Raw genomic sequence first — 21785 nt, 5'->3', positions numbered from 1 at the left:
ACGTCCTCACGGCCGCCCTCCCAGATCTGAGTGCTCCCATCGTAGTTCAGTGCATTGGTGAGCGTCGTTTCATCCGCTGCAGCAGAAAAATCAATCTGCGACAAACTCTTGGGCATGAAATCAAGCGCGAAGAAGGCCATGCGGAAGCCTTCCAAGGCTGCCAGACGCGAAGACGAAGGATTTTGAGATGCAGGCATATAGGTGATCCAATGACTAGGTCAGAGTGAGTGGCACGATTCCTAGTTGCGTAAAGGCGTCACAATTAAAGAAGTGAGAACTGTGGGTTCTGAACTCATTACAATCCTATTGGCAACATGGTTTTTGTTTACAACCAGTTGGTCATTTTCGGGCCTTGTTTGTGTTTTTTTTGCGAAAGGCCCCGGAGGCGGCGCCCAACTTTGTGAGTGGTATTGAGATTCTCCCTAGCACGTCGGATTCAGACATTCTTTACTGACCAAGCGTTCTGGGCTTCGGTCGGCAGCATTCTGCTGATCAGCGGATATCTGCAGGCATTTAACAGCCGCCTAGGACGGGAGTCGGGGCTCGTTCGCCAAGTGGGTTTAGGCTCGGGTCCACCAAGGCGTGATGCCGGGCACGGAGCAGTGACTGGAAAGGCCATTGCGCCGGAAACTTGACGCCCGGTGAATTTACGGTCCAATTGAATCAAACCTGAAAGATCCCATGAAGTCTTACCCCGAAACGGAGTGAACTTGATCCCGGTCACGTATCAGAAATCTAAATGGATCACTCCTGCGGAACTAATCAAAAGGTAGCGGCCAGACCCAAAAGCCCTTCTGTGGACTTTGCTCCTCAGCCTACTTTAGGTCACAGGACAAGATTAACAAGCTGCACTCTCTACGTTACAAATACAAACGAAAATCAAAGGCTTAAAAAGTGACTTCAAAATTTAGGTGCTCTTTCGACCGTTTTCTTCTTGTCATAAATTGCTCACTCATTCTTTTGATCTCTCTGATCGCTGTATTCTCATTTTTCGTCGGGATATTTTATGACACAGACCACTTTGCTGACACGTTTTTCATACTTGGAGCGGCCTGGCGTATTTTAGAAGGGCTTCGGCCCGTTATTGACTTTGGCCACTTTTACGGCGGCTTCATATCCGAAACACTTAGCTGGACAATGTATGTGTTCGGGACTCATGCTTCAGTGTTTTACCTACATAGTATTTTCTTAGGTTGCGCACTCATCGCATGTGCATTTCTGTTTTCGAGAACTCATATGTCGCCACTTGGATTCTCTGGCGTGGCATTAGTCATTCTCACGCTATTGCTGACACGATATCCACTGGAGTTTAATGACCAGGTTATCCGGGTAATCTCAACGCATTCGTTTTTTTATAATCGTTTTGCGCAAGCTGCGATGTTTGTTGTGACGTTGTTTGTAATCTTCAAAAACGATCGTAAACGCCGTGAGGTGTTTGGGGGCGGTGTTTCTGGCATGTTGGTGGGCGCTGTCTGCTTGACGAAATCCACGTTTGTGCTCGTTCTGCCCGGTCTTTTCATTGCGCTGTTGATCATGCGGCGTTGGTTTGCAGCAGGCGGTGCGCTAATTGGATTGGGGCTGTTTGTACTTGTGTTTGACCCCAACCTTCAGCGCTTCTTTGGCTCATTGGATTATGCCCTCGCTCATGTGGGCGAGAGCAACGGCATTATGGGGCTCATAAGGAAAAGTGTACAAATCCCACTTTACCAACCGGTTGCCCTTTGCGCGACTTTGTTTGCCGTTGCCCTTTGTGTCAAAGACGCAACAATACGAGTGCCAGTCGCATCAGCTATTATTCTTGCAGGGACAGTCGTCGGCATGACCGCAACCATGGGCGGCAATGGATCTCTCGGCCAGTTGGCCCTGCCTACTTTGATCGCTTTGTGCATTGGATGCGCGGAACTCGCCCGGAAACACTCTGCCGAACACGAACCCGTTATTCGATATATCTCGGTCATCCTCATCCTGGCTTTTGCCACGCCACATGTGGCGAATATGCTTGGCGCTGCGGCGGAGGGATATTCGCGAAAATCGGAACGCCTGATCGAACATGGACCCTATGCGCGGTATTTGAGTGTACCGGAGCAGCAAGGGGAATCGAGCGGTCCTACCCAATATGAAATGCTTGCGGACGGCATCACCGCTTTGCGCGCATTAGGTGAGCCATCTCAATGGGGTGTCGTTGCAGATTCTGGCATTACTTTTGAACACGCACTTCTGGCCAAGCCCGTTGCCGGTTACCCGCTGTGGCAACGTGCTAGCGCGCCGGAGCTCGGCCCAGATCGCGCGTTGAGCGACGATATCGACATTATTCTTCTTGCACGTGGCGAAGCATTCGGAGCCACCTCAATCCTCAGATCAAAAATGACAGATAAATTCACTGTGTGCACCATTTCTAATTATTGGGAGGTATATGCACACCAAAGGCTTGCGCTTACCAATTGCGCAAAAGGCTCTAATTAACTGGTACAAATTTTGCACGATCATAGAGCAGGAAGCGCATGAAGCCGTACTCATCCTGTGTATAGCGAGGACGGTAAGTTCTCTCCATCAAGTTAAACTGCGTCACGTTTGCGGTAACCGGATCAAAACTTGAAACATCCAGGAAAGCCTCGACACTGAGGCCCGTCTCTTTAGCGTATTGCGCTTTAAGAGAAGCGAAATTCTTTTGCCTCTGCTCCAAATCAGGATCATCAAATTGCAGTCCTAAATGGGCAGTTATATCTTTGGCAGGGGAACCGGAATAGATATGGTTTTCTTCCAGATCTTTGACAGCAACACTACCGGTCATCAGCATTGAGCGTTTAGCAGCTTTAATGGGCCCCGTAATTGAATGTCCGACGAGCCAAACATCATCTTCCAATATAAGCGAACCAGATGAATTCCATCGACAACCTGCTAGCATATCGCCAAATTTCATATGGCTCCAAAGTTGCGAGTGCGCCCCAGCCCCCACGTTGTTCCCAATTCGCGTGAGACCACCCAAAGAGTCGATGATACAATAATGACCGAACCAGCAATTGTGGCCTATACTGGTTTCGATACCATGGATGATACCTCCATGGTGGATAGTTGTGTAATCCCCAATAGTTAGGTGCTCGACATCGATGTATAAATCACGGCCCAGGAAACAGCCAAATCCAATTGAGATGGTTTTGCAGCTCGGGCCGAAAGTGACATTCTCCCCAATTCGTGTCTGCTTACCAATATCGATCTGTGTCTCTGCGTTTTTCTGTGTATAGAGCATGATCTTTTTTGTTTCCCGCACCTGTAAGTTAACTGGCGTGGCAGCCTTGGAAATAGTTTTAGAACTTTGCTTTGCCAAACCCAAAGAGCCTTAAACAACTATAAATCACTGCAGCCGTTAGGCCAATGTTGAGAAACTGAGCAACCTCGGGCCTTAGAAACTGTGTCAATACAAAGATAAATCCAAGCGTAGCGACAAACCCAACACCATAAGCCAGAAGAAAACGGACCAAATCAGATCGGTGGCCTGCGGTACTTTCAAAGGACCAGCGTCGATTGGCCAAATAGCTTATGCCCAAACCAAATACGTAGCATATTGCAGCGGCCCAAACGGGCGGAACTGCGCCCCAGATCAAGACAACGAAAACACAATATACCACCAGATTTGAGCCTATTCCCACAAGACCGTATCGGTAAAGGCTCCTTGGGATCACAGTGTCACACATCCCGTGCACGAGACAGTGCAGTCTCTTCAAGATCCGTGGTCTCCTGGATCAAGATGCGAGGGCGCCCTTGCACCTCTCGGAAAACACGACCCAGATAAAACCCATGTATTCCCAGAGTGGCCAAGATCAGCCCTGATAAGAACCAGATTGACAAGATGGTACTGGTCCAACCCTGGACTGTGAAGCTTCCCGCCAGCCACATCATAAGCAAGACAAAGGAAATCAACGCAGACATTCCGCTTAGGGCACCGCCCAACAGCACACTCAGTTTCAGAGGGCGGTCAGAGAACCGGATCACAATCGCAACAGCTAGGCGCAAAAGCCGGAGAAAATTATAAGAACTGGAACCCTCATGGCGGGTACCCCGGTCGACTTGATGTTTTGTCGTTGGGTACCCTGTGAGGCTCACCATAATGGGCAAGAAAATCTCTTGCTCGGTAAACAGCAATAATGTGTTGACCATACGGCGGCTGTAGATACCGAAGTTGCCGATATTGTCGATCTTGACCCCGGCGAGCCACTTTACGAGCGCATAGAAAGAGTTTGATGCCATCCGCCGGAGCTTTGAGTCCGACCATGTGCCCCGATCCACAATAACGGCTTCCACATCATCTTGCTGCACAAGACGATAAAGCTCTGGGATAACACTGGGATCATCCTGCAAATCGCAGTCAATCACAACGATGAAATCACCGCGCGCAGCTTCCAGCCCCGCCCAGATCGCGAGGTGTTGTCCATGATTGCGCGCCAACCTGATACCTCGGATACGTGGATCTTTTGCAGACAGCTCTTCTATCACCGGCCAAGGTTGATCTGGGCCGCGATCATCAACGAGCACAAGTTCCCAATCAAGACATTCATCTTGGAAAGCCATCTCTACGCGCTTGGCAAGCTCTGTCAGCGTGCTACGGCATCCATATATTGGAGAGATGACACTGATCAACGTCGCCGACGCATCATGGGCTGTTTGAATGCTATTCGTCATGTATTTTCGAGCGCCCTATTCGCGACCTCAATCACCGCCTCTACGTCGCTTCCAAGGTCAAAGAACATCGGCAAACGAACCAAAGTGTCCGAAATCATATTGGTAACACGTAAGTCACCTGATGTACGGCCAAATTTCTGTCCCCCTGGCGAGCTGTGCAGTGGCACGTAGTGAAAAGGCGTGATCACGCCATTCTGCCTCATAAAATTGATGAACTCAGTCCGCGTGTTCAGCGAGTCCATCAAAAGATAAAACATATGCCCGTTGCCTTCGCAATTTAGAGGCGTATCGGGCAATCTGATCTGTCTTTGCGCCACCTGCGCCTCAAATGCCTCGAAATAAGTGTCAAAGACCGATAATCGCCGCGTTCGGATGGCGTCCTGCGTTTCTATTTGCGCGAGCAAAAAGGCCGCTATTAATTCTCCCGGCAGATAGGAAGACCCAACATCCACCCAAGTATATTTGTCGACAGCACCGCGAAAGAACTGCGACCGGTTGGTCCCCTTTTCTCGGATAATCTCGGCACGCTCCACCCAGTCTAGACGATTGATAACCAACGCACCTCCTTCGCCACTGATGACGTTCTTGGTCTCATGAAAACTGAAGGTGGCAGCGTCACCGAAAGTCCCTGCTTGCTGACCATTATAGGTTGACCCAAGCGCTTGGGCAGCATCTTCAACCAAAAACAGATCATGAGCCTTTGCTAACGTAACGAGACGCTCTATGTCCGCCGGAAACCCAGCATAATGCACTGCAAAGATAGCCCGCGTCTTCTCTGTGATTGCCGCTTCAACTGCATCGGGGGCCATGCAGAGGGTCGACACATCAATATCTACAAAAACAGGCGTGGCACCGCGCAGGACAACCGCATTGGCTGTTGAGACAAAGGTGAAAGAGGGCATTATGACCTCATCTCCTGGCGCCAAATCACAAAGCATCGCCGCCATTTCAAGTGCAGCCGTGCAAGAATGTGTCAGTAGTACACTTGGCGCACCCAACTGCGCCTTGAGCAAATTGCAACAGCGCTCAGTGTATGTTCCGTCGCCAGCCAATTGCCCCCGTCGCACGGCATCCCGGACATATTTTATTTCATTTCCAACAAGACTCGGTTTGTTGAATGGGACATCTATTTCGTTCATCTTTATCTTCTAAAAATTGTTTTCAGATAGTAACTTTATTATAATACTACGCAAAGTGAATGTCTTTTGCATTGGCCTCTGTTTACCGTTGATAGCTCGTCCATCCAAACCTTGTTTTTCGTAGCTCATGGCTAGGCACTAAATTCCGGCAACATTGTATTGATGTGGAAATTTCGACGAAGCCATTCTCGGCATTGCTTAGGGCTGCCTTCATGTTGTCGACGAACACACTTCAGATACAAGGATCTCGTTTGGAGCTAGATTCTTTTTTCGCATGCGAAAGCGAACGTTCTATCAGACTGTAAATAAGGGAAATTGTATGCTGAGCTGTGGAAACATAAGCACTTCGAGACCCTTTGGGCAGAAACGTCTCAAATGCTCCTCTAGTGTTGGTGCGCGCCACGCATTTTCTGAAAATGTGTTAGGCACGCCGTTTAGCGAGCCACTTACGCAGATCTTCCACCAGTCCAGCGTCCAGCCCCTGCCCTTGCAACACGATCCGCCCTCGTTTGGCTTCCAGGTAAACCCCTTTGGCAACTTCTTCACCGCGCGTTTTAGTTTGCGCAGAGCGCACGCCCTGCCCGTTTGACACTTTCGCCAGCGCGCGTTCCAGCGCGCGGCGTTCGGATATCGAGTCCACGGCCGGTGTCTTGCGCAAACTGTCAGTGAGGCGTTTTCCGAACTCTGGCGTTGTTTCGATGGTTTTGACCAGGGCGAGTCCGAGTTTCTCGGGGATGGCGGCCGGGAAGCGCAGATGTGTGCCCAGAGCGTTGTGCAGACGCATGAACGCAAGGATTTTGGACCGCTTAGACGCGCTGGCATGGGCAAAGAGTCCTTGGACGGCAGCTTCCCCTGAAGCATAGACGCCGATGCGTGCGGCCTCCGAGGCCACACGGGCGCGTTCGTAGAACGACAGGTTGGCGCGGATCTCGTTTTCTTCGACCATCGCGACATAAGCGGCATCGGCGCTCTCTGGAGCCCGGATCAGCGCCAGCACAGAGCCCTGCTTTAGAGCTTTTAGCGCTTCCAGCCGGCGCAGACCCGAGATCAGGCCATATCCGCCATCCGGCAGCGCCACGACTTCAATGGGTGTTTGCTGCCCACGCGCCGCCAGGCTGGCCTGAAGGGCCGCCATTTCATCAGGGTCCAACACGATCCGATCGCGCAGCAGATGATCCACCTTGATGTCATCCACTGGCAGAGACTGGATCAAGCGCCCCTCTTCGCGGGCAGCGCGCATTGCCTCAGCAACCTCTTCAAAAGCACCCTGCCCTGCGGCCTCGCGCGTCACATGGGCGATCGGCGCACGTCCGGGTGCGCCAAGGGCCGCTCCATGGGTCCTGATCTCCTGTGCCGGAGACACATTCTCAGGGTTGGCCGGTTCCAATCGTCTGCGTTTGGCCATGCTCTGTCTCCCTGTCTGGTTACTCAGCCGCCGATGTCGCCTGCGCCAGTTCATCACGGCGCCATGCTCCGATGAGAAGTTGCTTGAATGCGGCATAGGTCTCATCGAAGGTTGCCCGTCCGCGGGCATAGGTGTCGCGGTTAAAGTCGCGGTAATCAGCCTCATAGATACCATGCACCTGCTCGCCCGTCTGACCAATCAGAGCAGTGTAATCTTGCCGGAAGGGAGACAGGCGCCGCCCGAGATAGGCCTGCATGAGCCCTGCCATCTCGGCCTGTTGCGAGGCATCGTAACGGGTGATCACAGTCTGCACCGCATCCCACTCAAATCTTAGCTCGGCACGCCCAAGCGCCCGTGCGGCCATGTTTTCACCTTCTTCAATGGACTCAAAAGCAGAGTGCATCATGTCAAAAAACCGCCCCGTGCTGTCAAACTCCACGAAGGAGGCGCCGGTGGGCACGATCAGGATATCCGCTGCCGCCAGGCCGTTAATTGTCAGATAGCCAAGGGCGGGGGGCGTATCGAGCACGATGAGATCATACTGATCCAGCACGCCATCGGCTTCCAGCGCCTCGGTGAGAGCATCCCAAAGCTTCCAGCTGCGAGCGGCAAGACGCCAGACGGGGATTTGGAATTCGGACCAGTAGAGGTTCAACTGCGCACCGATCAGATCAATGTTGGGCCAATGGGTGGGGCGGATGAGATCCACCGAGCTGATGTCCAGTGCTTCTGTCAGTGTTTCATCAAGTGGCAGGGGAGCTTCGCCTCGGTCCAGCCGCCGCTGGTTTTCGCTGCGCAAATGCATCGCATAATGCCGCGCGATCAGTGGGAAGACCGTCTGCCATTCGTCTTCAACTTGTCCGTTAAGAATTGACGTCATCGACCCCTGGCTGTCGAGATCAATCACCAGCACCTTGTAGCCGTCGAGCGCGGCAGACATTGCGAGATGCGCTGCCGTTGAAGTCTTGCCAACCCCGCCTTTGAAATTGGCCACGGCCGCAATCTTGGCGGGCAGGCCCTCCGGACGATAAGGCAGATATTCTTTGGCCTTAGATCCTTCCGCACCAAAATGCGCCCGCAACCGCAAGACCTCATCAAAGGTAAACCACTTCGCGCCACCCTCTGTCTCAGAGCGCCCCTGTGGCAAGTCAGGATGAGTGCGCAACACACGACGGAAATGAGCGGGAGCTACGGGGATCAGATATTTGGTGATTTCCCACGTGGAGAACAGGCGCAAGTTCTTGGCCCCTGTTGCATCCAGCCCTCGGCTTGCAAGATCTGTGCGCCCCTTTAGACAGGCTTCCGCAATCTCTCTGAAGTCTTGAGTAGACACAGAATTTTGCAATGATGACAAAGCTGCATCGGGAGAGATGTTGAAATAGGGCGGGAGGTCTGCTCTGCTCATAAGCCTCTCCATGTATCACGTTTTTTCCAGAATATCAAAAATCATGGTACATGCAAGAAAACATATGCCCCTTCCGACTCTTTCTAAGTAATTTCAGAGATTTGTCTTAATGTGAAAAGGTTTGGTGATTTGCTGGTTTGGTCCCTTAAGCTTGTTAATTTTTAGTTATTATATAGTTACGAAATATCTATGTCTTCGGTAACATATTGATATTGAATATATTTTAGATACCTATTTGTCTTCGAGTGACTCTGAAGCCACGATAGAGTGATTCTGATCCCACGTTTGAGCGACTCTGAAGCCACGATCTGAACAGTGGCCCTGTGGACAGAATCGAACCCCTCCCCTAGGGTCGGGTGTTAATGAAACACCGAAAGCCGGGCAGCCTGATCGGGACAAGCGCGGTGGGATCGAGCAGAGCCATGACATATTTTCTACCGACCGCATTGCGGATCGGAGCCTTCTGATGAATGCAGGTATTGCGACCGGCGGCGGGGCGGGACCTGAGGACTTTTTCGTTTGCGATTTTTTTGCAGCGGTGCCCAAACATGATCTCGCTTCGATGGAGCATCCGCTCTTTTCCCTCTCGACGCGTCCAGATCGGCGCATACTCGAATACCGGCACAATGATGTGGAGGTTGTGGTCACGCCATCCGTCAAAGGGCGCGCTACGATCTTTGATGCAGATATCCTGATCTTTTGTATCTCGCAGTTGGTGGCCGCGCTCAATGCAGGCAAACCGACGGCGCGTACACTCACGCTGACCGCTCATGACCTGCTGCTGGCGACGGGGCGGGAAACCTCCGGGGATGGCTACCGACGGCTGCGCGATGCCTTTGAGCGCTTGGCAGGCACACGCATCACCACCAATATCGCCACGGGTCCCAAGGATGATCCGCTCGAAGTCACCACTGGGTTCGGTCTGATCGAACGCTGGGAAATTGTGCGGCATACCCGCGGCGGCCGTATGGTCAGCGTGGCGGTCACACTGTCTGACTGGCTCTATCGTGCCGTACTGGCGAAGTCGGTTTTGACCTTGAATAGAGAGTATTTCCGACTGCGCCGCCCGTTGGAGCGCCGTCTTTACGAGCTGGCACGCAAGCATTGCGGACGTCAGCCGGAATGGCGGGTTTCGATAGAGGTGCTCTGCAAGAAGTCGGGCTCGGCCTCTCCGCGCAGAGTGTTCCGTGCCATGGTGCGCGAGATCATTCGTGATGGCCGGTTGCCGGATTACACGCTCACCGAGGAGCCGGGGGATATGATCTGCGTGCGCCCGATGGCCGTGATTGAGGAGGCCGCAGGAGCAGGGGCTGCGCTTGCCCCGGAGACTTTCGAGACCGCCCGTCGCTTGATACCTGGCTGGGATGTCTATGCGCTGGAGGCCGACTGGCGCGCCATGTGGCACGCCTCCGGCCAACCTCGCCTCAAAAGCGCGGACGCTGCCTTTCTTGGGTGGGTAAAGAAACGCGCTGCCGAGATGTGATTTTCCGGTCAGGTGTCTCGGAATTCCCCTATTTTTCGGAACCGCTTGCGCTAGTGTTTCGCATGCGAAAAGGGTTGTGTTTTAGAGATGTGGAATAAAGGGCAACAGGACTGAGCTTGGAAGGGCGTTATGCTGGAATGTGCGTTTGAAAGCTGGTCGCCGACGATTGGAGACCCGAGTCTCATGGGCTGGCTCACAGTGGTTGCCTATGTTGTCGCGGCGGTTGTAAGCTTGCGTACTGCGTTAGTTGGGGATTTTCCTGCGGCTCTGGCGGGCCGGGAAAGAGCGTTCTGGGTGTTATTGGCCGTGCTTTTGTCTCTGCTCGCGCTCAATAAGCAATTAGACCTGCAATCTTTTCTAACCGCTTCCGCACGCTGTCTTGCGATCGAGCAGGGTTGGTATGAGAACCGTCGTCCGGTGCAGTTGGCCTTCATTGGAGCTGTTGGGATCTGCTGCCTGATCATTGGTTGGGCGGCGGCGCTGTTGTTGGGAAGAAGTCTGAGACGAACATGGCTCGCGCTTTTGGGGCTATGTGTTGTATTGGCCTTTATCTTAATCCGCGCGGCTGGTTTTCACCATGTCGATACGCTGATCGGTATGGAGATTTATTCCATCCGGGCAAACTGGGTTCTGGAACTGTCCGGTCTTGTATTGATCCTGATCGCAGGTCTTCTGCATCCTCGGTGGAATTCTGATCGAGTCCGATAAGGCAAGATTACTGGACATTTTCAAGAGAAATGGGGCAGGGCGAAAAAGCAGCCATAATGAGTAACAAAGCGCCGCAATCAAAAATACGGTAGAACTTTATTACTTCAAATTTAAGGCTTCGATACTTAACCAATCCTGTGAACTTATCTTTCACTAGCCGCAGAAACCTTGATGACATCGCCGGATTCTCCGCTGAAACTTTAATATCCCAACAAATCCGCCGCTGGGTTTTCAACGATGTCAACGTCATCGTAGTATTTCTGTGCCTGCGCGAGAGAGCGGTGCAGCGACAGGCGCATGGCAGCCTGGATCGGGGCGCCGTCGAGCGCGGCCTGGGTCAGAAAGCCCGAGCGTAGCCCGTGGGGTGAGGCGAAGTCGTCCGGTAGCCCGGCCAGTTTCAGCCGGTGCTTGACGATCTGCGCAATCGCATCCGGGGTCAGGCGGCGCTTCAGCACCCGGTCCGCTTTCGAGATCGGGCGGAACAGGGGGCCATCCTCGATCTGTCCAACCTCGACCCAATACACCAGCGCCTGTGCGGCGCGGCCCTTCAGCACCAACCGGGGCGTCTCGCCCTTGCTCGTGGTCTTGGTTTCCATCAGGGAAACCCAGACCACGCCTGATTTCTCAAACTCTTTCAGCGACACATCTTCGCGGCGCAACCCGGTGATCTCAGACCGGCGCCGGCCGCCCGAGGCCCAGCCCAGCATCAGGATCGCCCGGTCGCGACAGTCGCGGCGGGAGCCGCGGCAGGTGGTCAGCATCTGCTCTAGCACATCGCGGGTGATCGGATGGGCGGATTTCGGGGCTGGGGCGCGCGCAGCGGCACGACGCGCTTTGGCGCGGGCCTGCTTGACCTGCGGCGCATCGAACGGTGAGGCAAGGTTCTTCATCCGGTGAAAGGCCAGCCAGGAGGCGATGCGCCGGTCCAGTGTCGACGGGGCAGGGCAGGCCAACGATCTGCGCAGTCCTTGCGCAATCAGTCCTTCCGCCGCCTGCCGGGCGATGTCGCCTTTGGGCGCATCGCCAAGATCGCGGGCATGATCGAGAATGAAAGCCAGGGCTGTGGCCTCACTCTCAGGCCAATCCAGCGCCGTGCTGAAGCGCGCTGACTTCCAGGCGGTGACATAGAGCAGGTCGCGCTCATAAGCCCGCAGCGTATTGGCAGGCGTGCCGCGGACATAGAGGTCCGTCAGCGCCTCTTGATCGGCTTGAGACAGGGCAGGGGAGGCGGCCGGGAGATATGGGGCAGGGGGCTTCATGTGGTCCATTCTGCGCGGTTTTCGCGGCAAGATCAATTACTCCTGATAAGGGATACTTATCGGATATGATTGATGAATTATAGTACATACCTAATAATAAGCATAAGGTTAGAATAATGCGCGCTAAGCTGACATTTATCCTATTTTTATCAGATTAGCACGGGGGTAGTATTGGTTGATGAGCAGCAAAAATTTCAAAAGTCTTTTATCGTTACCAAACCACGTCAAAGAAAGACAAATTTCATGCGATTTGGAAGAAACCGTGGAATTCCCAGCAAAAGAAGGCCAAAATGAAACGGTAAAAGGTCACTGAGTATTCGGCAGATCGCCGAGAAGAGCTCAAGGCAAAATGGAAGAGTCTGAATATGAAATCTATTGTCGTGCTGCTCGCTTCAATCGTGATCGGGGCTATGGCATTACCAGCCATGGCGCAGGGTTATCGCATTCAATCAGGTGATACGCTGCTTATTGAAGTGCTGGAAGATGAAAGTCTGAACCGTGAAGTCCTAGTACCTCCGGATGGTCGGATCAACATACCGCTAGCGGGTACGCTGCGTGCTTCAGGTCGAAGCGTTGAACAGGTTAGCAATGAACTGGCGCAGCTACTGGCTCCTAACTTCGCCTCTCAGCCGAATGTTTTTGTGTCGCTCGGTTCACTCAATGAGCCGCGAGAGCCATTTCGCAGAACAATTGATGTTTTTGTGATAGGCGAAGCCGGATCACCAGGGCGACATACACCGGAAAGTGGTACAACACTTCTGCAATTCTTCGGCGAGATGGGTGGATTTTCTAGATTTGCCGCCACAAAACGGATAATGCTGCGCCGTACAGACAAATCAGGTAAAGAAACCGTGTACCAGTTTAACTATGATGCGATGCTGGATGGCACAGGAACAGGGGCGTCGACAAAGCTAGCCGATGGAGATGTGATCGTAATTCCAGAACGGCGCTTGTTCGAATAACCCCGAAAAGGGGCGGGGCAGTGAAACAAAGGCTATTTGTACAGACGGCGTTGTGTGGCGCTGTGTGTTTTGTCGTAAACTCAGATAATCGTGCCAGAGCTCAAGGTGTAGACCTAGATCCCGGGGGCCCCCAAATGACGCTAGGCCTCGCTCAACGTATAGAATCCGGAGAAAACTTGACACTTGATGTCCCCGAAGAGGGCCATGGAACGATTTCTTCGACAATCTTGTCATTCGGGCTGTCCAGCGAAACCCCAATCCAAAGCCTGAGTTTGGATGCCGTCACCGCCCTGCGTTGGTCTGATTTGCCAAATAGAGGTAATGAATTCGATATTGGCGATTCAATTTTCAATTTTGATTACATTCGTGATGGGGCCAACGCTGGCTTAGATTTTGGTGCCGATTTCTCAAGCTACGATATCGGATTTTCGCGATCGCTGCGAACTTTCCTCGATGACGATGGTGTACTACGCATACCGTCCGATTTCCCTGACCTGACCGGCGACGGAACGCGCAATGAATACAACCTGGCCTTCCAAATGGACTTTGGTCGCCGGGACTTGATTGGATACTATTTCCGCGTAGATGCCCAGGAACTCAGATATACTGATCAAACAAGCCCAACGCTTTCTGATAACAGTACCATCAGTGCAGGAGCGGGAGTCAGCTTTGCCTTATCTCCAATAACCACGGCTACCGTAGATGTCAGCGCGGAGCGATTTGAAGAAGATGATCCGGATCAACGGCATCGGACTACCAAAGACATAACGCTTGGACTACTCCACGAACTCACGTCAAGAACTCGCGTCAATTTTGCCTTTGGGTATACCGACATTGATGATCGGCGCGACATAGAGGGTGATGCGCTTACCACTGGCCCGATTGGCAGTTTCGGTATCGAACATGATATGCCAAACGGTACGGCAACATTCGATTTGGAAACTGAGCTCGCTACAGCCGGGCGCCTCAATAGGTTGAGGGTTGGTCGTAGCAGAGAAGTCCTCGGCGGGGACTTTTTGGCAAGCCTTGGCGTTGCGCATACAAATGATGGAAAGACTGAGCCCATCGGGTCGTTAAGCTACGCTCAAGTTTTCGGAGAAAACGAAATCCGTGTCTTTTTTGACCGGGATGTTGTTATTACAGATGATGACGTGTTTCGCGATGAGTACATCTTAGACATCGTCTATATTCTGGGTCTTGGCCCCTCTTCCCGTCTCGGGTTTTCCGCAACCCAAGTCCTTACCGATGATACTATCGTTGACCCACGCGTTGAGCGGACAGATTTGAATGCTGTTTATAGTTATGAGCTTGAGTCCGAGTGGGTCTTAAATGCCGGCCTTAACTACCGTATACGAGACGAAGACGGCCTCGGCCGCGCGACAAGCCCTTTAGCATTTTTTTCAATTGGTAGAGAGTTCGCCTGGCGGCCCTAACACGTTGCTGATGCTCCTTGGGTCGGTTTGAAGAGTTTGATGTCGAGTTCTTCGGTCTTTCCTCCAAAGAAGTCACCATCATGGCTTCACAGCACCGCCAGTTTCTGGAGGTTGCATGGGAAGTGCCTGAAAACGCGGGACACCCACCTGAAAATTCCCCGGACCCATCGGGGTGTTCGCTAGGTGTGGGAAAGGTAGGGCAATTTGCTCATTGCTTCTCAGGTAACATCAAAACCCAAGGTAGTGATTAATGCTCAAAGCCCGACGGGTTTTTAGATTGCCAGTTCCATGCTGTTCTACATATATCAGTTAAGTCACGCTTAGCGGTCCAATCAAGTAACCTTTGTGCTTTGGACACTTCGGCAAAACTACGTGCTACATCACCTTGGCGCCTTTCCGCGATTTTGAATGGGATTTCTCTGCCTGATGCTTCCTCGAACGCTTTCACCATTTCCAATACAGTGATTCCTGTTCCGGTACCGACATTAATGGCTTCGCATCCATGGTTCTCGTGAGCGTATTTGACGGCGGCAAGATGGGCTGCCGCTAGATCATCAATATGGATATAATCACGCTCGCCCGTGCCATCCCGAGTTTCATAATTGTTGCCAAAAATGCTGAGCTCTTTGAGTCTGCCGACTGCCACCTGAGAGATGTAGGGCAGCAGATTATTTGGGATCGCGCGCGGATCCTCTCCGATATTGCCAGACTCATCCGCCCCAACCGGGTTAAAATACCGCAAGAGGACGGCACTCGCGTGCGGTCGTGAAGCAATCCAATCGCGGATAATCTCTTCGATAAAGTATTTTGTGCGACCGTACGGATTGGTGGGGTTTAGTGGGTGATCTTCGTCATACGGAAGATACTGCGCCTCGCCATAAACCGTGGCAGAAGATGAGAAGACGATATTCTGGCAGCCGTGCCGCTGCATGCAGTCCAGCAGGTTTATGCTGCCCGAAACATTCTGCGCGTAATAGGTCAGTGGTTTTTCGTTGGACTCACCAACCGCTTTTAATCCCGCAAAGTGAATGACCGCGTCGGGGCGAAATTTCTCAAAGACCTCATCAAGCACATCTGGGGCGCGATAATCGCCAACGTGAGTTGCAAAGCTCGAGTTGGTTAGTTTCTGGACCCGGCGCAACACTTCAGGCGAGCTGTTGGAGAAGTTATCCAGCGCCAGCACGTCAATGCCATCTTGCAGCAGTTTTAATAGCGTATGGCTTCCAATATATCCGGCACCGCCGGTCAACAGTACACGCATACCGCCTAATTCCTTGTCGCCTTGTTATCGTTGCACGGTCTTTCAGCCAAAGGAGACCCTATACCAACGCAATCGTGTTAGCCATCAAATGATTTGGAGCACGAGCGGATGGCCGGCATCGTGGGATCAGGGGCGACGCTGTTTCAATCTGCGCCGCATTCCCTTGACGCAGCATGCGGGTTTCTCGATTGACTGGTTTTTAATCTCTTTTGTACCTCAGAGGATTGCTTCAGCCTGATCAATCGTGGTTGTCGGTTGGTCTGCTATGGGTAGGAGCAGTTGATGCCCCCCGCTGGTCGGGATGGGTTTCGTCGTTTCTCAGCTAATAGAGCGCGGCTGGGGGTTTGGCTCACCTAGCGTCGCCCAAGTGAGCACAAAATTACAATGGAAACTAAAGCGTATTTCGAAGGTTGAGCCTGAACGAAAACCGCCTCGAAGATTCTCCGTTAGGTAAAGACTTATGGTGTCGCTTGTAGGAATTTCTCTTACCATCGCAGTCTCATAACCAAAGTGGCAACGAACTGACGGGTAGAGCATCTTGAAAAGTGTTTCTTTTGCCGAAAACATCAATGTAGCCAGCTCGAGGCGCGAATAACCAGTTTGTGTGTTCAGTAGCTTTCGTTCCTTGCATGAAAGGCATACTTCTTGGACTGCAGCGAGCGTTTCACCGTCAACTATACGTTCAATATCTACCCCTACGCGATCCCTCGAGTTGTTTGAGAGTATGGTTGCGCAACGACCATAAGAATGAGTAATTGAACCAATTGCATTTTTAGGCCAGATCGGCTCCCGGTTGCGGCCTGACGGAATGTGGACGTTCTTGATACCAAGACTCGACAATCCGACATGTGCAAGAACTCGCCCTGCAAGATACTCTGCGCGGCGACTTTTAACCGCGTATTTGAACTGTTCGGGAAAGCGCACACCCAAGGTTTTATAGTGAGCATCTTCAAAACGGTCGACATCATAGCAGCATTGAAGCAATGTCATACGCGCGCGCATGATTGGGTAACTACTAATGCCTGCGAGGAATGAACCAGACAATTCCGCCAGATCACCGGGAATTCCCTCACTTCCAAGAATGGGTGCCATTAGCTTTCCAATGACCCTATTGAATTGTGCATTTTTGAGCTTCCCGATTCATAAAAGGTCCGCCATGGAGAAAGTGAACGCTCTAATAAGCATTTGTCGGTAAAGATCATGACCTAAGACCCAACTTCCCTCCAGCGTTTAGGAGAATCCGTCGTTTGATTCCTGACCTTATGCGGCCTTGGTTTCCAGTCTCGATTTCGTTGCAAATTCCTGCGGCGTGAGATTGCCGAGGGATGAGTGGGGTCCGTATTGGTTATAGTCCTCCTTCCAGGCTGTGATCTTCTCGCGGGCTTCCTTCTCTTCCAACGAACGGATCGCACCATCAAACCCTGGGATCAAACACCCGGATCTGTGTTCAAGATTCTAGACAAAGCAAGATCTGAACTGAAGCCGAAAGAATTTGCCCAAACGGTTCGAAAAGAACCAGATGCTTTTGCAAAGTACTATGGACAATGAAAGGACACTCACGCATCAAGGAAGAGACCAAGTTCCTATTTCCGTCACTGGCAGCCTGTATGAGTGATGCGGCAATGAGTGAGACAGATATCCAGCATACAGCCAAAGTTCTGGATCTTGTAAACTTCCCTGATCGGGCTGGATTGTTCAAAAGCATCCAGGAGCACTGGCAAAGAAGTCAGGGGTTTGCACTGGCGACATTGAACCTCGACCACATTGTGAAGATGCGTGGCAACCCTGACTTCTTCCAATCTTATAAAGCGCATAGTCATATTGTAGCAGATGGAAACCCGATCGTGTGGCTCTCGCGGATGGCGGGGCGGGAGGTTGATCTGATGCCGGGATCCGAGTTGATAGAGCCTCTGGCCGAAATGGCCGCTCGCGATAATGTACCTGTGGCGTTTTTGGGAGCCACACCTGAAACACTTGATCGGGCGGCACAGAGATTGACTATCCAATACCCAGGATTGCGTGTGGTTGAACAGATTGCGCCCCCTTTTGGGTTTGATCCCCAGGGGGTGAAGGCTGTTTCCTATCTTGAAGCAATACGACAGTCCGGAGCGCAACTGTGCTTTCTGGCTTTGGGGGCGCCCAAGCAGGAACAATTGGCGATTGAAGGGCGCAGGCATGCTCCTGGCTGCGGATTTGTCTCAATCGGTGCTGGGCTTGATTTCATCGCGGGTAGCCAGACTCGTGCACCCAAATGGGTAAGGACACTGGCGCTAGAATGGGTATGGCGTATGCTGAGGAACCCAAAGCGCCTAGCTGGGCGCTATTGGCAATGTATTCTGATTTTACCGGGGTTGGTGCGCGAGGCGCGACGGATTGGGAGACAGAATTGACAAGCGATCCATCTGGCATTTCGGCGACCGCCCCGGACTATCGTAAATGCCCCACGCACAGGGCCCACCGAAGAAAGCGAACGCCTTGTCGTGCGCATCGAACACTATCTCCTGTGTCTCTCGGGGATAACCTCAGTGGACATGCACGAACAGCTATGACATGACCTATGAGTGTGACAATGCCACATAGTGGAATAAGACATTTGTGACGATGAAATTGGTACCTCTTGCAATCCCAGAGGTGATCCTGATCACGCCCAGACGATTTGGTGATCATCGCGGGTTCTTCGAAGAAACCTACAACGTGAACAGTTTTACCGATGCGGGCATCGATACGGTCTTCGTTCAGGATAACCACTCGCTTTCCGGTGCTGTTGGCACAATACGTGGCCTGCATTTCCAAGCGCCTCCAAGAGCGCAGGCCAAGCTGGTTCGCTGTGGGCGCGGACGCTTTTTTGACGTCGCCGTAGACATCCGCAAAGGTTCTCCCACCTTCGGCGATTGGGTCGGCGCAGAACTCAGTTTTGAAAACGGTCGAATGTTGCTGGTGCCCGCCGGGTTTGCTCATGGCTTCATGACATTAGAGCCGGAGACCGAGATCATCTATAAATGCTCCGACACCTACGCTCCGGAAACAGAAGGCGCCATTCGGTGGGATGATCCCGATATTGGAATTAATTGGCCGCTGGACCTAGCCGAACCGCAATTGTCAGATAAAGATAAAGCAGCTCCATTTTTGCGAAATATAGATACTCCGTTTGTGATTGAGGATGGTGAATGAAAATTATGGTCACGGGCGGTGCCGGTTTTATTGGCTCTGCTGTCATCCGCCGCGCAATTGCTGAAGGCCATGCGGTCGTCAATATCGATGCTTTGACCTATGCGGCCTGTCTGGAGAATATCGCCTCCGTTGCGGATGTGCCTGAATACGCATTCGAGCAGGCTGACATCCGGGATGCGGGGGCGATGGCGGCGATCTTGAACAGGCACCAGCCGGATGTAATCATGCATCTGGCCGCCGAAAGCCATGTCGACCGCTCGATCGATGGTCCTGCGGCCTTTATCGACACCAACATCACCGGCACCTATGTCCTGTTGGAAGCCGCGCGCGCCTATTGGATCGGTGCCGGCAAGCCCCAGAGCTTCCGCTTTCATCATATCTCGACCGATGAAGTGTTCGGATCTTTGGGCAAGACCGGGTTTTTCACCGAAGACAGCCCCTATCAGCCCAATTCGCCTTATTCGGCCTCGAAGGCCGGGTCCGACCACCTTGTCCGGGCCTGGCGCGAAACCTATGGCCTGCCGGTGGTTCTGACCAATTGCTCGAACAATTACGGCCCCTATCAGTTTCCGGAAAAACTCATCCCGGTGGTGATCCTGAACGCGCTGGCTGGCAAACCCATCCCGATCTATGGGGCAGGGGACAACATCCGCGACTGGCTGCATGTCGAAGACCATGCTGAGGCACTGCTGTTGGTGCTGGAAAAAGGTGAGCTGGGCCGCAGCTACAATATTGGCGGTGAGAACGAGATGACCAATCTCGATTTGGTCAAAATGCTCTGCGCGATACTCGATCGGTTGAAGCCGGGCAAAACGCCCTACGCCGATCTGATCACCTTTGTCACTGACCGCCCCGGTCATGATCGTCGCTATGCCATCGACCCAGCCCGTATTCGGAACGAGTTGAACTGGCGCCCCTCTTACACACCTGAAACCGGGTTGGAACAGACGGTTCAGTGGTATCTGGACAACGGCGCATGGCTGGCTGCTCTGCAGAACCGCAGCGGCGTGGGAGAGCGGCTCGGGGTGGCCGAATGAAGGCACTGGTCTTCGGCCATAGCGGGCAGGTTGCTACGGAACTGCGCCGACGCGCGCCGACGCACGGCATCTCGGTCGAGGCGCTGGACCGCTCCCAAGCGGACCTGTCTGATCCGCAGAGCTGTGTTGACGCTATCCGAAGCACGGATGCGGATGTGATCATAAACGCCGCAGCTTACACGGCGGTCGACAAGGCCGAGGATGAGCCCCAGCTAGCCCGGGTGATCAACGGGGATACACCGGGGGCTATGGCGCGCGCCGCAGCAGAGCGTGATTTGCCCTTCCTACACATCTCAACCGACTATGTGTTTGACGGGGCGGGGGATATGCCCCGCACCACGCAGGACCCGACAGACCCTTTGGGTTCTTATGGCCAGACCAAGCTGGTGGGAGAACACCAGATTTCCCAAGCGGGGGGGTGGTATGCGATCCTAAGGACAAGTTGGGTGTTTTCGGCCCACGGACACAACTTTGTCAAAACCATCCTGAGGCTGGCCGAGACCCGTGACACGCTGACCATCGTGGCGGATCAGATCGGGGGGCCGACACCGGCAGCTGATATTGCCAAGACGCTGCTGGCCATAGCCAAAACCGGACGGCAGGCCGAAGGCGGGCTGTTTCACTATTCCGGGACACCCGATGTCAGCTGGGCCGGTTTCGCGCGCGAAATTGTCTCGCAGGCGGGGCTGGCAACCCAGATCACCGATATTCCGACAACAGATTACTCGACCCCGGCCCCCAGACCGCTGAATTCACGGCTGGAGTGTTCGCGGCTCAATGACATTTACGGGCTTGGGCGGCCTGACTGGAAAGCCGGATTGGCGCAGGTGCTGGCCGATCTGAAGGTTGCAGATAGCCCTGCCTTGAAAGGATAGATCATGCAACGCAAAGGTATCATTCTGGCTGGCGGTTCGGGTACTCGGCTGTATCCGATCACAATGGCGGTCTCAAAACAGTTGCTGCCGATCTATGACAAGCCGATGATCTTCTACCCGCTGAGCGTGCTCATGCTGTCGCAGATCCGCGAGATCGCGATCATCACAACACCACAGGATCAGGATCAGTTTCAGCGTCTGTTGGGTGACGGCAGTCAGTACGGCCTGTCGCTTACCTGGATCACTCAGCCTTCGCCTGACGGTCTGGCGCAGGCTTATACTTTGGCAGAGGATTTCCTTGCAGGTGCCCCGTCCGCGATGATCCTGGGTGACAATATCTTCTTCGGCCACGGCCTGCCGGATTTGCTGCGCGAAGCAGATCTACAAGAGCGTGGTGGATCTGTGTTCGCCTATCGCGTTGCCGACCCCGAACGTTATGGTGTGGTTGATTTCGAGGGTCAGAAAGTACGCGGCATCATCGAGAAGCCGAAAGTACCACCCTCAAACTACGCGGTGACCGGGCTCTATTTCCTTGACGGCGATGCCCCTGCCCGTGCCCGTCAGGTCCAACCGTCCGAGCGGGGCGAGCTGGAAATCACGTCCCTGCTGGAGATGTATCTGAACGAAGGCTTGCTGAATGTTCAGACCATGGGCCGTGGCTTTGCCTGGTTGGATACCGGTACACATGGGTCGCTGCTGGATGCGGGAAACTTCGTGCGCACACTTACAGACCGGCAAGGGATGCAGACCGGCAGCCTGGATGAGATCGCCTGGGCTAACGGCTGGATTGATGATAAAGCGCTTGAAGAACGGTCCCGGCTATTCACTAAGTCTACTTATGGTAAGTATCTTAAACTACTTCTGAGTTGATATATGTGAAGTATCTCGATTGGTTTAAATTGTTGTTCTCGTTTAACACGTTTACAAAATCTATGGCTTTGTTGCACAAACTTGGGGATTCACTCTATGA

The 21785-nt window shown here is 53.0% G+C and carries 21 protein-coding genes; 11 read left to right on the top strand and 10 right to left on the bottom strand.

Annotation, left to right across the window (positions count from 1 at the left end):
• The first annotated feature begins 960 nt into the window (after positions 1-960).
• On the top strand, positions 961-2463 hold the full coding sequence (locus ACR0NE_RS20855; protein ID WP_170598656.1) for a glycosyltransferase family protein: 1503 nt from the start codon (positions 961-963) through the stop codon (positions 2461-2463).
• Here ACR0NE_RS20855 and ACR0NE_RS20850 read toward each other — a convergent pair.
• The 6 genes from ACR0NE_RS20850 to ACR0NE_RS20825 form a co-directional block, all read right to left on the bottom strand.
• Positions 2456-3325: an acyltransferase gene (locus ACR0NE_RS20850; protein ID WP_170399746.1), complete on the bottom strand. Its 870-nt coding sequence runs from the start codon at positions 3323-3325 to the stop codon at positions 2456-2458. The genes ACR0NE_RS20855 and ACR0NE_RS20850 overlap by 8 nt on opposite strands.
• Positions 3306-3692: a GtrA family protein gene (locus ACR0NE_RS20845; protein WP_170598660.1), complete on the bottom strand. Its 387-nt coding sequence runs from the start codon at positions 3690-3692 to the stop codon at positions 3306-3308. Before ACR0NE_RS20845 ends, ACR0NE_RS20850 begins: the two co-directional genes overlap by 20 nt.
• Positions 3685-4677 (bottom strand): glycosyltransferase family 2 protein, encoded by a 993-nt coding sequence (locus ACR0NE_RS20840; protein ID WP_170399752.1) that lies wholly within the window; start codon positions 4675-4677, stop codon positions 3685-3687. Before ACR0NE_RS20840 ends, ACR0NE_RS20845 begins: the two co-directional genes overlap by 8 nt.
• Positions 4674-5816 carry a dTDP-4-amino-4,6-dideoxygalactose transaminase gene (gene rffA / locus ACR0NE_RS20835; protein ID WP_480459935.1) on the bottom strand — a complete coding sequence of 381 codons (1143 nt, stop codon included), beginning with the start codon at positions 5814-5816 and terminating at the stop codon, positions 4674-4676. The genes ACR0NE_RS20840 and rffA overlap by 4 nt, the downstream gene beginning before the upstream one ends.
• 421 nt (positions 5817-6237) lie before the next feature.
• Positions 6238-7221, bottom strand: a complete 984-nt coding sequence (locus ACR0NE_RS20830; protein WP_170598663.1) for a ParB/RepB/Spo0J family partition protein — start codon at positions 7219-7221, stop codon at positions 6238-6240.
• A 19-nt stretch (positions 7222-7240) separates the two neighbouring features.
• Positions 7241-8626 (bottom strand): AAA family ATPase, encoded by a 1386-nt coding sequence (locus tag ACR0NE_RS20825; RefSeq protein WP_170567830.1) that lies wholly within the window; start codon positions 8624-8626, stop codon positions 7241-7243.
• Positions 8627-9092: 466 nt separating this feature from the next.
• Here ACR0NE_RS20825 and ACR0NE_RS20820 point away from each other — a divergent pair, with 466 nt between their 5' ends.
• The gene (locus ACR0NE_RS20820) at positions 9093-10109 is read left to right on the top strand and encodes a replication initiator protein A (protein WP_170598666.1); all 1017 of its coding nucleotides are present in this window, start codon (positions 9093-9095) and stop codon (positions 10107-10109) included.
• Between the two features lie 183 nt (positions 10110-10292).
• A complete protein-coding gene (locus ACR0NE_RS20815; protein ID WP_255612277.1) occupies positions 10293-10817 on the top strand; it encodes an isopropylmalate isomerase in 525 nt (174 codons plus the stop codon).
• Between the two features lie 200 nt (positions 10818-11017).
• Here ACR0NE_RS20815 and ACR0NE_RS20810 read toward each other — a convergent pair whose 3' ends face one another.
• The gene (locus ACR0NE_RS20810) at positions 11018-12076 is read right to left on the bottom strand and encodes a tyrosine-type recombinase/integrase (RefSeq protein ID WP_170598669.1); all 1059 of its coding nucleotides are present in this window, start codon (positions 12074-12076) and stop codon (positions 11018-11020) included.
• A gap of 365 nt (positions 12077-12441) precedes the next feature.
• On the opposite strand from ACR0NE_RS20810, the gene ACR0NE_RS20805 reads away from it, so the two are divergent.
• From ACR0NE_RS20805 to ACR0NE_RS20795, 3 genes are all read left to right on the top strand, one after another.
• Entirely contained in the window at positions 12442-13038 is a 597-nt protein-coding gene (locus ACR0NE_RS20805) for a polysaccharide biosynthesis/export family protein (protein WP_170399770.1), read from the top strand.
• A 176-nt stretch (positions 13039-13214) separates the two neighbouring features.
• Positions 13215-14471, top strand: a complete 1257-nt coding sequence (locus ACR0NE_RS20800; RefSeq protein ID WP_170399773.1) for a hypothetical protein — start codon at positions 13215-13217, stop codon at positions 14469-14471.
• Between the two features lie 80 nt (positions 14472-14551).
• The gene (locus tag ACR0NE_RS20795) at positions 14552-14722 is read left to right on the top strand and encodes a hypothetical protein (RefSeq protein ID WP_480459938.1); all 171 of its coding nucleotides are present in this window, start codon (positions 14552-14554) and stop codon (positions 14720-14722) included.
• Here ACR0NE_RS20795 and galE read toward each other — a convergent pair.
• From galE to ACR0NE_RS20780, 3 genes are all read right to left on the bottom strand, one after another.
• Positions 14719-15732, bottom strand: a complete 1014-nt coding sequence (gene galE / locus ACR0NE_RS20790; protein ID WP_170598672.1) for a UDP-glucose 4-epimerase GalE — start codon at positions 15730-15732, stop codon at positions 14719-14721. The two genes, ACR0NE_RS20795 and galE, sit on opposite strands and share 4 nt — an antisense overlap.
• Positions 15733-16050: 318 nt before the next feature.
• Entirely contained in the window at positions 16051-16824 is a 774-nt protein-coding gene (locus ACR0NE_RS20785) for a 4'-phosphopantetheinyl transferase superfamily protein (protein WP_170598675.1), read from the bottom strand.
• Between the two features lie 168 nt (positions 16825-16992).
• A complete protein-coding gene (locus tag ACR0NE_RS20780) occupies positions 16993-17130 on the bottom strand; it encodes an integrase core domain-containing protein (protein ID WP_170466773.1) in 138 nt (45 codons plus the stop codon).
• Between the two features lie 146 nt (positions 17131-17276).
• Between ACR0NE_RS20780 and ACR0NE_RS20775 the strand changes: the two genes are divergently transcribed.
• The 5 genes from ACR0NE_RS20775 (at position 17277) to rfbA (ending at position 21685) form a co-directional block, all read left to right on the top strand.
• A complete protein-coding gene (locus ACR0NE_RS20775; protein ID WP_255612276.1) occupies positions 17277-18122 on the top strand; it encodes a WecB/TagA/CpsF family glycosyltransferase in 846 nt (281 codons plus the stop codon).
• Positions 18123-18333: 211 nt separating this feature from the next.
• Entirely contained in the window at positions 18334-18903 is a 570-nt protein-coding gene (gene rfbC / locus ACR0NE_RS20770) for a dTDP-4-dehydrorhamnose 3,5-epimerase (RefSeq protein WP_170399786.1), read from the top strand.
• The gene (gene rfbB, locus ACR0NE_RS20765; protein ID WP_170399789.1) at positions 18900-19940 is read left to right on the top strand and encodes a dTDP-glucose 4,6-dehydratase; all 1041 of its coding nucleotides are present in this window, start codon (positions 18900-18902) and stop codon (positions 19938-19940) included. The genes rfbC and rfbB overlap by 4 nt, the downstream gene beginning before the upstream one ends.
• Entirely contained in the window at positions 19937-20815 is an 879-nt protein-coding gene (gene rfbD / locus ACR0NE_RS20760; protein ID WP_170399792.1) for a dTDP-4-dehydrorhamnose reductase, read from the top strand. Before rfbB ends, rfbD begins: the two co-directional genes overlap by 4 nt.
• On the top strand, positions 20816-21685 hold the full coding sequence (gene rfbA, locus ACR0NE_RS20755; protein ID WP_170598743.1) for a glucose-1-phosphate thymidylyltransferase RfbA: 870 nt from the start codon (positions 20816-20818) through the stop codon (positions 21683-21685). It abuts the gene before it with no gap.
• The last annotated feature ends 100 nt before the right edge of the window (positions 21686-21785 follow it).

The sequence above is a fragment of the Ruegeria sp. C9 genome, from assembly GCF_056537585.1.
This window is presented reverse-complemented; position numbering and strand designations above follow the sequence as displayed.